The organism is Bradyrhizobium sp. SZCCHNR1002, assembly GCF_032381435.1.
GTDB classification, from domain to species: Bacteria; Pseudomonadota; Alphaproteobacteria; order Rhizobiales; family Xanthobacteraceae; genus Bradyrhizobium; species Bradyrhizobium aeschynomenes.
The window spans coordinates 23,886-37,185 of sequence record NZ_JAUHIS010000010.1 but is presented as its reverse complement, the minus strand read 5'-3'; the positions used below and the strand labels follow the sequence as shown (position 1 = coordinate 37,185).

At 65.6% G+C, this 13,300-nt stretch carries 13 protein-coding genes; 3 read left to right on the top strand and 10 right to left on the bottom strand.

From position 1 onward, the window contains the following. Positions 1-117 precede the first annotated feature (117 nt). Positions 118-387, bottom strand: coding sequence for a hypothetical protein (locus QX108_RS31745; RefSeq protein ID WP_315784377.1), 270 nt, complete (start codon positions 385-387; stop codon positions 118-120). A gap of 615 nt (positions 388-1,002) precedes the next feature. On the opposite strand from QX108_RS31745, the gene QX108_RS31740 reads away from it, so the two are divergent. After that, positions 1,003-1,902 carry an NAD(P)-dependent oxidoreductase gene (locus QX108_RS31740; RefSeq protein ID WP_315784378.1) on the top strand — a complete coding sequence of 300 codons (900 nt, stop codon included), beginning with the start codon at positions 1,003-1,005 and terminating at the stop codon, positions 1,900-1,902. 153 nt (positions 1,903-2,055) lie between these two features. Here QX108_RS31740 and QX108_RS31735 read toward each other — a convergent pair whose 3' ends face one another. The 6 genes from QX108_RS31735 to QX108_RS31710 all read right to left on the bottom strand — a co-directional run bounded on the left by QX108_RS31735 (position 2,056) and on the right by QX108_RS31710 (position 7,317). After that, on the bottom strand, positions 2,056-2,835 hold the full coding sequence (locus QX108_RS31735) for an ABC transporter permease (RefSeq protein WP_315784380.1): 780 nt from the start codon (positions 2,833-2,835) through the stop codon (positions 2,056-2,058). After that, complete coding sequence (locus tag QX108_RS31730) at positions 2,832-3,941, bottom strand: ABC transporter permease (RefSeq protein ID WP_315784591.1); 1,110 nt, start codon at positions 3,939-3,941, stop codon at positions 2,832-2,834. The genes QX108_RS31735 and QX108_RS31730 overlap by 4 nt, the downstream gene beginning before the upstream one ends. A gap of 35 nt (positions 3,942-3,976) precedes the next feature. Beyond that, entirely contained in the window at positions 3,977-5,071 is a 1,095-nt protein-coding gene (locus QX108_RS31725) for an ABC transporter ATP-binding protein (RefSeq protein WP_315721857.1), read from the bottom strand. A 90-nt stretch (positions 5,072-5,161) separates the two neighbouring features. Further along, a complete protein-coding gene (locus tag QX108_RS31720) occupies positions 5,162-6,277 on the bottom strand; it encodes an ABC transporter substrate-binding protein (protein WP_409998575.1) in 1,116 nt (371 codons plus the stop codon). 223 nt (positions 6,278-6,500) lie between these two features. Beyond that, complete coding sequence (locus tag QX108_RS31715) at positions 6,501-6,731, bottom strand: helix-turn-helix domain-containing protein (protein ID WP_172113245.1); 231 nt, start codon at positions 6,729-6,731, stop codon at positions 6,501-6,503. 10 nt (positions 6,732-6,741) lie between these two features. After that, complete coding sequence (locus tag QX108_RS31710) at positions 6,742-7,317, bottom strand: DUF2975 domain-containing protein (RefSeq protein ID WP_315721856.1); 576 nt, start codon at positions 7,315-7,317, stop codon at positions 6,742-6,744. A 268-nt stretch (positions 7,318-7,585) separates the two neighbouring features. On the opposite strand from QX108_RS31710, the gene QX108_RS31705 reads away from it, so the two are divergent. Beyond that, positions 7,586-7,966 carry a chlorophyllide reductase gene (locus QX108_RS31705; RefSeq protein WP_315721855.1) on the top strand — a complete coding sequence of 127 codons (381 nt, stop codon included), beginning with the start codon at positions 7,586-7,588 and terminating at the stop codon, positions 7,964-7,966. 97 nt (positions 7,967-8,063) lie between these two features. On the opposite strand, the gene QX108_RS31700 is transcribed toward QX108_RS31705, so the two are convergent. Continuing rightward, positions 8,064-8,498, bottom strand: a complete 435-nt coding sequence (locus QX108_RS31700) for a helix-turn-helix domain-containing protein (protein WP_315784594.1) — start codon at positions 8,496-8,498, stop codon at positions 8,064-8,066. Positions 8,499-8,642: 144 nt separating this feature from the next. Here QX108_RS31700 and QX108_RS31695 point away from each other — a divergent pair, with 144 nt between their 5' ends. Then, positions 8,643-9,530 (top strand): SDR family oxidoreductase, encoded by an 888-nt coding sequence (locus QX108_RS31695; RefSeq protein ID WP_315784384.1) that lies wholly within the window; start codon positions 8,643-8,645, stop codon positions 9,528-9,530. A 39-nt stretch (positions 9,531-9,569) separates the two neighbouring features. On the opposite strand, the gene QX108_RS31690 is transcribed toward QX108_RS31695, so the two are convergent. Both QX108_RS31690 and QX108_RS31685 read right to left on the bottom strand, forming a co-directional pair. Continuing rightward, positions 9,570-9,776: a hypothetical protein gene (locus QX108_RS31690; RefSeq protein ID WP_315721853.1), complete on the bottom strand. Its 207-nt coding sequence runs from the start codon at positions 9,774-9,776 to the stop codon at positions 9,570-9,572. Positions 9,777-10,028: 252 nt separating this feature from the next. Continuing rightward, positions 10,029-13,211 carry a multidrug efflux RND transporter permease subunit gene (locus QX108_RS31685; protein WP_315784386.1) on the bottom strand — a complete coding sequence of 1,061 codons (3,183 nt, stop codon included), beginning with the start codon at positions 13,209-13,211 and terminating at the stop codon, positions 10,029-10,031. Between the last annotated feature and the right edge of the window lie 89 nt (positions 13,212-13,300).

The window sequence follows — 13,300 nt, the reverse complement described above, 5'->3', positions numbered from 1 at the left end:
CAATGATGTCTCCCGCTCTACGGCGGGCAGGGTGCGGGTGCAAAGAAACGGCGGCCTGCGTTGAGCGCAGGCCGCCAAGACCTCACGTCGGATGAGGCTGAGGGACGAAGCCGCCGACTAATGAGCGCGCTTGGCTCGCTTCAACTCGGCGACCTGAAACTTGCCGCCGGCCAGCAGGCTGGTGCAATGCAGCCAGACCTTGTTGCGATCCCAGCCGAGGAAGGCCTTGGTGCCCGCGCAATCGGCGTAGTCCTTATATTTGAGCGTGTCGCTGCAGGCCGGATCGAAATGCGAGAATTCCTGGCCCGACAGGGCGCACCCGACCCACGGCGCCTTCGCGGATTTGAAGCTCGTCTCGCAGCCGCCGTTGCAGCTGCTGCTCGTCATCTGAAGCTTGGCGAGCCTCTCCTCGACAGAGCCTGTCGGGGGGGCGGACGTGGTCGACGAAGCCGTCTGGGCGGCTGACGGTGCGCGGCGAGAGCTCTGGGCGTCGGCGGTGGCCTTCGACCTCGGGAGCCTCGTCGCCTGCTTCGGTGCGTCGACCGTCACGCCCTGAAGCGAGGTGGCGGGGCCTGGTGTGATTTGCGATGCGGCAGGGCCGCATAGCAGGACGGTTGCCAGCACGGCGGCAGCCGAGGAGGCGACGACAGTCGACGACAATCTCATGACAATATCCCTTCAGGGACGGGCCTGCCGTCCCAATACATTGTGACCGCACCCTAATACCTACTCCAAAATGGGAACTTTGGCTACGCAGCCGCCGAAAAATTTTGCGAACGAGCCTCATCAGCAAGTCACGCAGACGCGGGCTGGACAACACAGGAAGCGGGGAATGTAGAAACGGCTGGCAACATGCATCCGTGGGCGTCAGCATGACGAACGTACGATCGCGCCCGAGGTGGATCAGCCGAGCGTCATTGGCCGGACAGTTCCTATGGAGCGGACGTTGCAGAAGCTGATAGAAGCGCTGAACGATACAGAACAGCAGGGATGAGGAAACACATGACAGCCAAGCGCGTGGTGTTCACCGGGGGAACGGGCAAGGCCGGGCGTCATGCCCTGCCGCATCTGCAGAGCAAGGGCTACGAGCTCCTCAATGTTGACCTCGAGCCGTTCGATCATCCCGGCATCAATACGCTGATCGCCGATCTTGCCGACAGCGGCCAGGCCTTCAATGCGCTGACCACGCATTTCGGCCGCGGCGGCTTTGCGGCCGGCCGGCCCGCACAGGCGCCGGATGCGGTGGTGCATTTCGCCGCGATCCCGCGGGTGCTGATCGAGCCCGACAACGAGACTTTTCGCGTCAACACGATCAGCACCTACAACGTCATCGAGGCCGCGGCCAAGCTCGGCGTGCGCAAGATCATCATTGCCTCCAGCGAGACCACCTATGGCGTGTGCTTCGCGGAGGGCGACAAGGACTTCAAGAGCTTTCCGCTCGAGGAGGATTACGACACCGACCCGATGGACTCCTACGGGCTTTCGAAGGTGGTCAACGAGAAGACGGCTCGCGCGTTTGCGATGCGCTACGGCATCGACATCTATTGTTTGCGGATCGGCAACGTCATCGAGCCGCATGAATACGACATGTTCCCGCGCTTCCTCGCCGACCCGCCGTCGCGCAAGCGCAATGCGTGGTCCTACATCGATGCCCGCGATCTCGGCGAGATCGTGCATCTGGCGATCGCCAAGGACGGGCTCGGCTTCCAGGTGTTCAATGCGGTGAATGACACGGTGACGGCCAACATGCCGACGCGCGAACTGCTGCGGCGCTATTGCCCGAATGTCCCCGTAACGCGCGAGCTCGGCGAACGCGAGGCGCCGCTGTCCAACCGCAAGGCGCGCGAGGTGCTCGGGTTCAAGGAGGCGCACGACTGGCGGAAATATGTGAAGGCGGGGTAGGGCACTCAATCGCGAGATATGCTCGACTCTCTCCACAACGTCATGGCCGGGCTTGTCCCGGCCATCCACGTCGGGCCTCGCGGAAGGACGTGGATGCCCGGGACAAGCCCGGGCATGACGAGTAACCCAATTGCCTTACGTGCACGCCGCGCGTCACGCCATCCGCCGCCGGATGGCCAGCATCGCGAGCGACAGCACGATCGTGCCGACGATGAACACCGCGGCGGCCGAGACGATCGCCGGGCTGATGTTCTCGCGGATGGTGGCGAACATCTGCCGGGCGAGGGTGCGCTGGTTGGGGCCGGCGACGAACAGGGTCAGCACGACCTCGTCGAGCGAGGTCGCGAACGCGAACAGCGCGCCGGAGATGATGCCGGGCAGCGCGATCGGCAGGGTGACCGAGACCAGCACCGTCGGTGGCGTGGCCCCGAGGCTGGCGGCGGCCTGCTCCAGGCGGATGTCGACGCCCTGCAGCGCGGAGGAGACATTGACCAGCACGAACGGCACGGCCACGACGGTGTGGGCGATGATGACGCCGAGATAGGTGTTGGTGAGGCCGTAGCGCGCGAACATCAGCTGCATGCCGACGCCGAGCACCACCGCCGGCACGACCATCGGCAGCAGGAACACCGTTCGCAATGTCGAGACCAGCAGCGACGCGCGCTTGCCGCGCAGGCCGAGTGCGGCGAGCGTGCCGAGCAGGGTGGCGAGCACCGTGGTGCCGGAGCCGATCAGCAGGCTGTTCACGATCGACAGCCGCCAGGACTCGGCGGTGACGAGCTCCTTGAACCAGCGCGTCGAATAGCCTGATATGGGATAGTTGAGGAAGACGCTGTCGGTCAGCGACAGCGGCAGCACGGCGACCAGCGGCCCGAGCAGGAAGATCACCACGAACGCCGCGAATATGAGCTTGATGATCGGCAACGGCCTCATGCGCGCTGCTCCTCGACCGTCAGCCGCATATAGATGGCATAGAGCAGGATCGTCATCGCCAGCAGCACCAGGCCGAGCGCGCCCGCCATGCCCCAGTTCGCCGCGCCCGTTGCGTAATAGGCGATCACCGACGAGATCATCTGGTCGTTGGCGCCGCCGATCAGCGCGGGCGTGATGTAGTAGCCGAGCGCGGCCATGAACACCAGCAGCGCGCCGGAGACGACGCCGCGCATCGACAGCGGCAGCAGCACATGAAGGAAGGCGCGCAGCGGATGCGCGCCGAGCGAGGCCGCCGCCGGCATGAGGTTGCGCGGGATCGCGATCAGCACGCTGAAGATCGGCAGCACCATGAACGGCAGCAGCACATGGGTCATCGCGATGACCACGCCGAGCCGGTTGAACATCAGCGGCACCGGTGATGACGTGAGGCCGAGCCCCTTCAATGTCGCGTTGATCAGGCCGTTGTCCTGCAGCACGACGTACCAGGCCGCTGTACGCACCAGAAGCGAGGTCCACAGCGGCAGCAGCACGGCGCCGAGCAGCACCTGCCGGCGCCATCCTTCGACCGAGGCTGCGACCATCGCATAGGGCAGGCCGATCAGGATGCAGGCAAGCGTCACCAGCGCCGAGGTCATGAAGGTCCGGATCATGATCAGCCGGTTGGCCGAGGCGCCCTCGGGCATTGCCGCGATGTTGCCGGATGCATTGCGTTCGAGATCGACGGCCGCGAGCAGGTTCTTGTCGGTCCAGGGCGAGGCGACGGCCTCGGCGATGGTCACCCACCAGGACGTCTCGCTCCAGCGTGAATCGATCGCAGCGAGATCAGTGGCGCCGCTGCCGTCGAGCGCGCGCCGGGTCTTGCCGAGCAGGCTGCGGAAGCCGGATTGCGCGCTGTTGAGGCGGCGAACGAGATCGCCGAACTGCTCGTCATTCTTCAGCGCGCGGATGTCCTCGGCAAACGCGGTCTGAGCGGAGGCGGGCGGCGCGCCGCTACGATCCCAGCCGGACAGCGCTTTCGCCGTGCGCGGCAGCGCCTCGGTCGCGACGGGATCGGACACCGCCGACTTCATCATCGTCACCAAGGGGACGACGAAGAACGACAGCATGAACGCCAGCAGCGGCGCGAGCAGCAGGGCCGCCTTCAGGCGCTGGCCGAGGTCTGGTCGCATGATCCCACCACCCAGACATCCGACGCCGCAAAGGACAGCGCGACGTCGCGGCCCACCTCTGCCGCCTCGCTCATGCGGTCGCCCTTGATGATCAGCCGCTGCTCGCCGACAACAGCCACGAGGCGCATGTGATCGCCGAAATACACGGCGTCGAGGATGCGCGCGGTGACGCGGTTCGCCGTCGCCGCGGCGTGATCGTTGATCCGGATCGCCTCGGGCCGGATCGAAACCCGCACCTTGCCGCCGTCGATGCCGGCAGCGCCGGCATGCGCCGACAGCGTGAGCCCGCCGTCCGTCGTCAGCCGGACCGTTTCGCCGGCCTGCTCCTCCACCTTGCACGACAGCAGATTGGTCTCGCCGATGAACTCGGCGACGAACGGCGTGCGCGGCAGCTCGTAGATCTCGCGCGGCGTGCCGATCTGCTCGATCCTGCCGTGGTTGAACACGGCGATGCGGTCGGACATCGTCAGCGCCTCGTCCTGGTCGTGCGTCACGAACACGATGGTCAGGCCGAGCCGGCGATGCAGGTCGCGGATGTCGAGCTGCATCTGCTCGCGCAGCTTCTTGTCGAGCGCGCCGAGCGGCTCGTCCATCAGCACCACCTGCGGCTCGAACACCAGCGCACGCGCCAGCGCGACGCGCTGCTGCTGGCCGCCGGAGAGCTGCGCCGGCTTGCGCTCGGCCATTGCCGACAGCTTGACCATGTCGAGCACGCGCGCGACGCGCGTCGCGATCTCGGCCTTCGGCGCGTTGCGCATCTTCAAGGGAAAGGCGATGTTGTCGCGCACGCTCATATGCGGAAACAGCGCGTAGTTCTGGAACACCACGCCCATGTTGCGCCTGTGCGGCGGCAGTCCGTCGACCCTGGCGCCGTCCACAGCGATCGTGCCGCTGGTCGCCTGCTCGAAGCCGGCGAGCATCATCAAGAGCGTGGTCTTGCCGGAGCCGGAGGGGCCGAGCAGGGCGATGAACTCGCCGCGCGCAATGTCGAGATCGAGACGGTCGACGACGGTCAGCGGCCCGAAGCGTTTGACCACCTGCCGGAACGAAATGAAGGGGCTGTCCATGTACGCTGGCTTTCGGCGCTGGTCACGCCGCAACTCATGACCGAGGCGGGCGGACGCGCGACGGATCGCGCGCCCGATTGACGAGGGACCTCAGCGCGCCAGCCAGGCGTTGAAGCGCTTCGACAGCTCTTCCGAATTGTCGGTCCAGAAGCCGACGTCGAGCGCGATCGCCTGCTTGAGATTGTCGGGCGTGGTCGGCAGCTCCGCGGCGTACTTCTCCGGCACCAGCTTGGCGGCGGCGATGTTCGGCAGGCCGTAGGCGATGTATTCCGGCAGCTTGGCTTGGTTGTCGGCTTGGCTCGCAAACGCGATGAAGTTCATCGCGGCGTCCTTGTTCGGCGAGCCCTTCAGCACCACCCAGCTGTCGACGGCGTAGATGCTGCCCGGGAAGACGAAGCCGAAATGCTTGCCCTCGGTGCGGTTGATGGCGGTGATGCGGCCGTTATAGACCGAGGTCATCGCAACCTGGCCCGATGACAGCAGTTGCAGCGGCTGCGCGCCGGCCTCCCACCAGACGATGTCGGCTTTGAGCGCATCGAGCTTCTTGAAGGCGCGCTCGACGCCCTCCTTGGTTTTCAGCACCTTGTAGACGTCGGCCGTCGGCACGCCATCGGCCATCAGCGCGAATTCGAGCGTGTACTTGGCGCCCTTACGCAGGCCGCGCTTGCCCGGAAACTTCTTGGTGTCCCAGAAATCCGCCCAGGTCTTCGGTCCATCCTTGATCTTGTCGCCGTCGAACGCCATGCCGGTGGACCAGACGATGGCGCCGACGCCGCAATCGCTGACGCCGGCCGGGATGAAGCCGTCCTTGCCGCCAAGTTTGCTCCAGTCGATCTTCTCATAGATGCCGTCGCTGCAGCCGAGCTCCAACTCCTCGGCTTCGACCTGCACCGCATCCCAGTTAGGCACGCCGGCCTTCACCTTGGCCTGCAGCACGCCATAGCCGCCGTCCCAGCTCTCGTCGAGCACGGTGGCGCCGAGCTTGGCGGCGAACGGCTGGAAGTAGATCTTGCGCTGCGCGTCCTGATAGTTGCCGCCCCACGACACGACGGTGAGATCGCGCGCCTGCGCCGAGGCGATCACGCCGAGCAACGCGGCTGCAGCCACCAGCGCCGTCTTCGACACGGTTGCAACTGCGCCTCTGGCCGTCCGATCCGTCGTGTTCGACACCATTGCCGTCGTGGAGGTGGTCCGCAGAAAAAGCATGCTCGATGATCCCAGGCGCTTGAAATGTTCAAAAAAGCTATCGGCTCGACCAAGCCGTGGCAAGCGCGAGTTTTGATCGTCACATGATGCTATTTTGGCGTTCATGCACTGCATCAGCGGCGTTGCAGCGACGCGCGGGCGCGCCAGCCTCTCGTGGCAGGCCGCCGGCTTCGCGCGAGTGCGGGTCCGGCCGTCGTGATCAGCAGCTATCGTGGTTGTGGTGTCACCCGATGTCCGTCTCGGCCGACGGCGCCTCCTCATATCTCAGGAGGTCTCCGGGCTGGCAGCCCAGAAACCGGCAGATCCGCTCGAGGGTCTCGAAGCGCACACCCTTCACTTTGCCCTGCTTGAGAAGGGAGAGGTTGGCCTCGGTGATCCCGACATATTCAGCGAGGTCTTTGGACTTCACATTGCGTTCGGCGAGCATCACGCCCAGCCGCACTCGGATCGGCATGTGCTGTCCTTCAGACGAACTGATTGTTTTCGTCGGCGATCTCCAGCGCCTCGGTCATCACCCAGGCGATGACCGCGACCGTCCCCGAGAAGATCAGAGCTAGCAGCGTGTCCGATCCCATGCTCAGCGCGAGGGTCTTCGGTCCCGCCGGCTGTTGCAGGCTCAGGACGACGGACAGCGCCGCAGCAGCGAGTGGCTTCAACAGGGCTGATGCTGCGACAGCGGTCGCGAATGCACGGAGCTGTCGGATCGAGTCCCGCGAGAAGATGCGGCCGGCGGCGAAGGCATCGAAGCAACGACGTCCGCTCAAGAGGCCCCAGATCAGCGTGCCCAGCGGGATCATGGCGATGGCGAATGCGAGCGCGCGTGTGGACGGGTCGATCTCGGTCACCGGAGCATGCGGAATTCCGGCCTGGCTGAACAGCGTGTGTGTCGGCGTCACGGCCCAATAGATTGCCATGGCCGCGGCAAGCAGAGCGGATGTCGCGAGGCAGCCCGCCGACATCAATCGGCTGAGCCGCCGAATGCGATCGCCGCGCCTGTCGTGCGCGGCAGTCGTGCCGAATGTCTCTGCTGTCTGCGTCATGGTCGAACGGCTCCGCTGTTGATGGGTCTCTCGACGACCTGGCGATAGGTTGATCCAAAAATTATCGTTTGACAATAATTTATTTTCGCACGACAGATCTGTCCTCCGCTCGACTGCGGCTCTGCGCGACCGGTCTCACCCTCTCCTGGAGGGGGAGGGTCGATCGCGGGCGGCACTCCAAGCTGCGCGTGCGGAATCGGGAACGTGCGCGAGGCTGCCAGATGCGATTCCGAAGAAACACATCGTCCACTCACTCAGGAGCCATTTCATGTCTCGTTGCCTGGCCAAACTGACCCCCACGGTCGTCGTCTTCGCGTCAGCTATCGCGGCGACGTCGCCATCCAGCGCCGCGCCGTCCACCTCCCAAGGCCAGATATCGGTCGCCCAGGTGATTCAGATGCTGGAGAAGGCGCCGACCGACCGCACGGCCCAGCAGGTTCTCACCGCCTACCTTGCCGGCGTCGGCGAGGCCGCCGGCGCAGTCGCCAGCATGGGGCGCGCGACCTGCCGGACATCGTTGAACTTGAGTGCCGCGCAGGCCGGTCAGGCGCTGAGCTCCGCTGCCGCAGCGCCCGATGCGGCGCAAACACCGGCAACGCCCTTGATCGTCAGGGACATGCTCGATCGCGCAGGATGCAAGCGGCCGTGAGCCGTTCCGGCGCCGCAGTCCGAGCACCAACGCCGATCGTCCGCATCGATGTCGTCACGTCGCGCCGTGACGCGGCTGTCTGGCGCCATGCCGTCGATTAGTCCGACGCGATGCTCGCGTCGAAGCGTTGACGCGAGGCCTTGATCTCGGCGTGATGCTGCTCGGCCCAGCCGATCAGGTGTGACATCGGCCCGAGCAGGCTCCGGCCGACGTCAGTGAGGCTGTATTCGACGCTGGGCGGCACCGTCGGCAGCACGCGGCGGGCGATCAACCCGTCGCGTTGCAGGTCGCGCAAAGTCTGCGTCAGCATCCGCTGCGAGATGTCGCTGATCTCGCGCCGCAGCTCGCCGAAGCGGTGCGGCCGCCAGCCCAGCACGGCCAGGATGAGCAGGCTCCATTTGTCGCCGATCTGATTGATCACCGTGCGGATCGGACAATCGTCGATCGAGGCGAACTTCGCCTTCCAGCGGCCGGGATCATTGTCGCATGCGCCTTCAGCCGCGATCGTGCCGGAAGGGGCAGTTCCCTTCATGTGCCTATCTCCCAGAAAACTGCCTTCTTTCGGCGGGTCATCGTGGTTCCTAATGTAGTGCTGGTCTCGAAACGAGACTTTAAGGCGACTGCGGCCGAAAGCCAACGTCTTGCCCATCCCAGCCCCTCGTAACGAAGGTTAACGATGTCTCAATCCGTTCTCGTCTCCGGCGCCGCCGGGCAGCTCGGCCGCGCCGTGATCCGCCACCTGCTGACCACGCTCGGCGTGCCGGCCTCCCGCATCATCGCCACCACCCGCAAGCCGGAGCAGTTGCAGGCATTGGCGGCGCAAGGCGTCCAGGTCCGCAGCGCCGATTTCGATGATGCAGGCTCGCTTATCGCGACGTTCGCCGGTGCGGAGCGGATGCTGCTGATCAGCACCGATGCGCTCGACCGGCCGGGCCGTCGGCTGCAGCAGCACAAGAACGCGATCGCGGCAGCCGAGCAGGCCGGCGTCGGTCACGTCGTCTACACGTCGATGCCCAAGCCCGAAGGCTCGCCGATCCTGATCGCGTCGGATCACGCGCTGACCGAGGCCGCTCTGCAAGAGAGCCGGCTCGCCGGCTGGACCGTGCTGCGCAATCACTGGTACTTCGAAAATCTGATGAGCTCGTTGCCGCAGATCCTCGGTTCGGGCCGCTGGTTCACGGCGGACCAGGGTGGTGCGAGCGCCGACATCGCCCGCGACGATCTCGCGCGCGCGGCGGCGACGGTTCTCGCCGGCAGCGCCGGCGGCAAGCAGGTCTTCACGCTGAGTGGTGGGGAGGCGCTGACCAAGGCGCAGAAGGCGCAGATCATCTCGGCCGCGTTGGGCAAGCCGATCGAGGTGGTGCAGGTGCCCCTCGAAGGTCTCATTCAGGGCATGGTCGGCGCCGGACTGCCGCGACCGCTGGCGGAGGTGTTCGCGTCGTTCGAGCCGAATACGGCTCAGGGGCGGGTCGCCGAGGTGACGGACGATTATCAGACGATCACCGGCGTTGCGCCGCAGAGCTTTGCCGATTGGGTCGAGAAGACCAAGCCTGCGTTCACATGAGGCCTGGTGTGGCGGGCCTGGCCCGCCACACTGTCGCCATCAGACGCCGTCGGCGCCTGAGCAGCAGGGCGCGGCGGACGGGTCACGTCCCTGGCGATCGACCACCAGCGCCAGCGTCGTCGGTGTCGTGCCCAGACGCTGGGGCGGGGCCGGGAGGCGGTGTGTGGCGCGGTGCGCGCCGATGCGCTCGAAACCCTCCGCCGTCTTCATCAGCCGGGCTGCCACCATTTGATTCAAAAAATCCATGCTGCAACTCCTAAAGGTCAGATGACCCGGCGGCCTGGTGCGGGAAAGGCCGCCGGGTCGGCGCAACGTGATGGAGTTGGCGTCCTCCATCCCGCTGCGCTGGTCTGTGATCCGTTTCACAGTTCGGTAGAATTGATCGTGAAACGGATCATCGGTGGAGCGTGATGGGGACGCCGACTGTCGATTGTCTCTACGAATCAAGGGACGATCGCGTTTCTCGACGTTCGACATCACGCGCGTTCACATTCCTGTTTACTCCGCGGGTTGGGCCGCCACGGTGCCGTGGCCGTCATGCTGGACGAGCGGCCGCATGCCGGTCAGCGTCCGCAGCAGCACGTAGAACACGGGCGTCAGGAACAGGCCGAACACGGTGACGCCGATCATGCCGGAGAACACCGCGATCCCCATCGCACGCCGCATCTCGGAGCCCGCGCCGGTCGACAGCACCAGCGGCAGCACGCCCATGATGAACGCCATCGAGGTCATCAGGATCGGCCGCAGCCGGAGACGGCTGGCCTCGATCGCGGCGCGCAGCGGCGTGCGTCCGGCGAATTCGAGCTCGCGCGCGAATTCGACGATCAGGATCGCGTTCTTGGCGGAGAGGCCGACCAGCACGATCAGGCCGATCTGGGTGAAGATGTTGTTGTCGCCCTTCGAGATGTAGACGCCGGCCATTGCCGCCAGCAGCGCCATCGGAACGATCATCAGGATCGCCAGAGGGAGCGTCAGGCTCTCGTAGAGCGCGGCCAGCACCAGGAACACCAAGAGGATCGCGAGCGGAAACACCCACAGTCCGGAGTTGCCGGCGATGAACTCCTGATAGGTCAGGTCGGTCCATTCGAAGGCGAAGCCCGGCGGCAGCACTTCCGCCGCGATCTTCTCGGCCGCCGCCTGCGCCTGGCCCGACGAGAAGCCCGGCGCCGCCGCGGCGTTGATGTCCGACGACAGGAAGCCGTTGTAGCGAATGGCGCGCTCGGGACCTGCGCTCTGCCGGATGTTGAGCAGCGCCGACAGCGGCACCATCTCGCCCGTGGACGAACGGACCTTGAGCTGGCGAATATCGTCGGCCCGGGCGCGGAACGGCGCGTCGGCCTGCACGCGCACCGAGTAGGTGCGGCCGAACTTGTTGAAGTCGTTCACGTAGTAGGAGCCGAGGTAGATCTGCAGCGTGTTGAACACCTCCGTCACGGGGACGCCGAGCTGCAGCGCCTTGGTGCGGTCGATGTCGGCGAACAGTTGCGGCACGTTGACCTGGAAGCTGGAGAACGCGCCGGCGATCTCCGGTGACTTCTGCAACGCGCCCATGAAGGCGGTGGTGACGTCGTTCAAGGCTTCGTAGCCACGGCCGGCGCGGTCCTCGATCTGCAGCTTGAAGCCGCCGATCGTGCCCAGGCCGTTGACCGGCGGCGGCGGGAACATCGCGATGAAGGCGTCCTGGATCCCCGCGTATTTCTTGTTGAGCTCGAGAGCAATCGCGCCGCCCGACAGCGACGGATCCTTGCGCTCGTCGAACGGCTTCAGCCCGGAGAATACGATGCCGGCATTGGAGGAGTTGGTGAAGCCGGAGATCGACAGGCCGGGAAAGGCGATCGAGCTCTCGACACCGGGCTGCGTCAGCGCGATGTCGCTCATCTTGCGGATCACCTCCTCGGAGCGGTCGAGCGTGGCGCCATCCGGCAGGCGGGCGAAGCCGACCAGGTACTGCTTGTCCTGGCCCGGCACGAAGCCGCCCGGCACCTGCTTGAACAGGACGGCGGTGGCGCCGATCAGCAGCACGTAGAGGATCATCACGGCGGCCTTGGCCGTGATCACCCTGGAGACGCTGCCGCTGTAATTGTCGGAGGCGCGGACGAAGGCGCGGTTGAAGCCGCGGAAGAACCAGCCGAGCGACTTGTCGAGGATGCGGGTGAGGCGGTCCTTCGGGTCGTGATGGCCCTTCAGCAGCAGTGCTGACAGCGCCGGCGACAGGGTGAGCGAGTTGACGGCCGAGATCACGGTGGAGATCGCAATCGTCAGCGCGAACTGCTTGTAGAACTGCCCGGTGAGGCCGGAGATGAAGGCCAGCGGCACGAACACGGCGACCAGCACCAGCGCGATCGCGATGATCGGGCCGGACACCTCGCGCATCGCCTGATAGGTGGCGTCGCGCGGCGACAGCCCCGATTCGATGTTGCGCTCGACGTTCTCGACCACGACGATGGCGTCGTCGACGACGATGCCGATCGCGAGCACCAGGCCGAACAGGCTGAGCGCGTTGATCGAGAAGCCGAACAGATGCATCACCGCGAAGGTGCCGACGATCGAGACGGGCACCGCCAGCAGCGGGATGATCGAGGCGCGCCAGGTCTGCAGGAACAGGATGACGACGATCACGACCAGCACGATCGCCTCGAACAGCGTGTGCACGACGGCCTCGATCGAGGAGCGCACGAACTGCGTCGGGTCGTAGACGATGTGATACTCGACGCCTTCCGGCATCGTCTTCTTGATCTCGGCCATGGTGGCGCGGACGTTGTCGGAGATCTGCAGCGCGTTGGAGCCGGGCGCCTGGAAGATCGGGATCGCCACCGCCTGCTTGTTGTCGAGCAGCGAGCGCAGGCCGTATTCGGAGGCGCCGAGCTCGATGCGGGCGACGTCGCGCAGCCGCGTGACCTCGCCATGCGCGCCGGTTTTGACGACGATGTCGGCGAACTGGTCCTCGTTGGAGAGACGGCCCTCGGCATTGACCGAGAGCTGCAGGTCCAGTCCCTTGACGTTCGGCGACGCGCCGACCACGCCGGCGGCGGCCTCGACGTTCTGCGCCTGGATCGCCTTGACGATGTCGGAGGCCGAGAGGCCGTGCTCGGCGGCCTTCTGCGGATCGACCCACACCCGCATCGAATAGTCGCCGGCGCCGAACAGCTGCACGTCGCCGACGCCGTCGATGCGCGCCAGCCGGTCCTTGACGTTGAGCACCGCGTAGTTGCGCAAATAGGTCGTGTCGTAGCGGCCGTTCGGCGAGTTCAAATGAACGACCATGGTGAGGTCGGGCGAGCTCTTCTTGGTGATGACGCCGAGCTGGCGCACGACGGCCGGCAGCCGCGGCTCGGCCTGCTGCACGCGATTCTGCACCAGCTGCGTCGCCTTGTCCGGATCGGTGCCGAGCTTGAAGGTGACCGTGAGCGTCATCGCACCGTCGGTCGTCGCCTGGCTGCTCATATAGAGCATGTTCTCGACGCCGTTGATCTGCTCCTCGATCGGCGTCGCCACCGTCTCGGCGATCACCTTGGGATTGGCGCCGGGATAGGTGGCGCGCACCACCACGGACGGCGGCACGACGTCGGGATATTCCGAGATCGGCATCGAGAACAGGGCGATCAGGCCGCCGAGGAAAATGAGCGTCGACAGCACGCCTGCGAAGATCGGCCGGTCGATGAAGAATTTGGAGAGGTTCATGGAAGGCCCCGTGGTCGGGAGAGGTCAGCGTGTGGCTGACGTTGTTAGTTGTCGGTAGGCTTGTTGAAGACGCTGCACAGCGCCAAACA

Bases quoted from the DNA above. Each gene is read 5' to 3' on its own strand.
- QX108_RS31745 (WP_315784377.1), bottom strand. From the start codon at position 387: ATGACGAGCAGCAGCTGCAACGGCGGCTGCGAGACGAGCTTCAAATCC.
- QX108_RS31740 (WP_315784378.1), top strand. From the start codon at position 1,003: ATGACAGCCAAGCGCGTGGTGTTCACCGGGGGAACGGGCAAGGCCGGG.
- QX108_RS31735 (WP_315784380.1), bottom strand. From the start codon at position 2,835: ATGAGGCCGTTGCCGATCATCAAGCTCATATTCGCGGCGTTCGTGGTG.
- QX108_RS31730 (WP_315784591.1), bottom strand. From the start codon at position 3,941: ATGCTGTCGTTCTTCGTCGTCCCCTTGGTGACGATGATGAAGTCGGCG.
- QX108_RS31725 (WP_315721857.1), bottom strand. From the start codon at position 5,071: ATGGACAGCCCCTTCATTTCGTTCCGGCAGGTGGTCAAACGCTTCGGG.
- QX108_RS31720 (WP_409998575.1), bottom strand. From the start codon at position 6,277: ATGCTTTTTCTGCGGACCACCTCCACGACGGCAATGGTGTCGAACACG.
- QX108_RS31715 (WP_172113245.1), bottom strand. From the start codon at position 6,731: ATGCCGATCCGAGTGCGGCTGGGCGTGATGCTCGCCGAACGCAATGTG.
- QX108_RS31710 (WP_315721856.1), bottom strand. From the start codon at position 7,317: ATGACGCAGACAGCAGAGACATTCGGCACGACTGCCGCGCACGACAGG.
- QX108_RS31705 (WP_315721855.1), top strand. From the start codon at position 7,586: ATGTCTCGTTGCCTGGCCAAACTGACCCCCACGGTCGTCGTCTTCGCG.
- QX108_RS31700 (WP_315784594.1), bottom strand. From the start codon at position 8,498: ATGAAGGGAACTGCCCCTTCCGGCACGATCGCGGCTGAAGGCGCATGC.
- QX108_RS31695 (WP_315784384.1), top strand. From the start codon at position 8,643: ATGTCTCAATCCGTTCTCGTCTCCGGCGCCGCCGGGCAGCTCGGCCGC.
- QX108_RS31690 (WP_315721853.1), bottom strand. From the start codon at position 9,776: ATGGATTTTTTGAATCAAATGGTGGCAGCCCGGCTGATGAAGACGGCG.
- QX108_RS31685 (WP_315784386.1), bottom strand. From the start codon at position 13,211: ATGAACCTCTCCAAATTCTTCATCGACCGGCCGATCTTCGCAGGCGTG.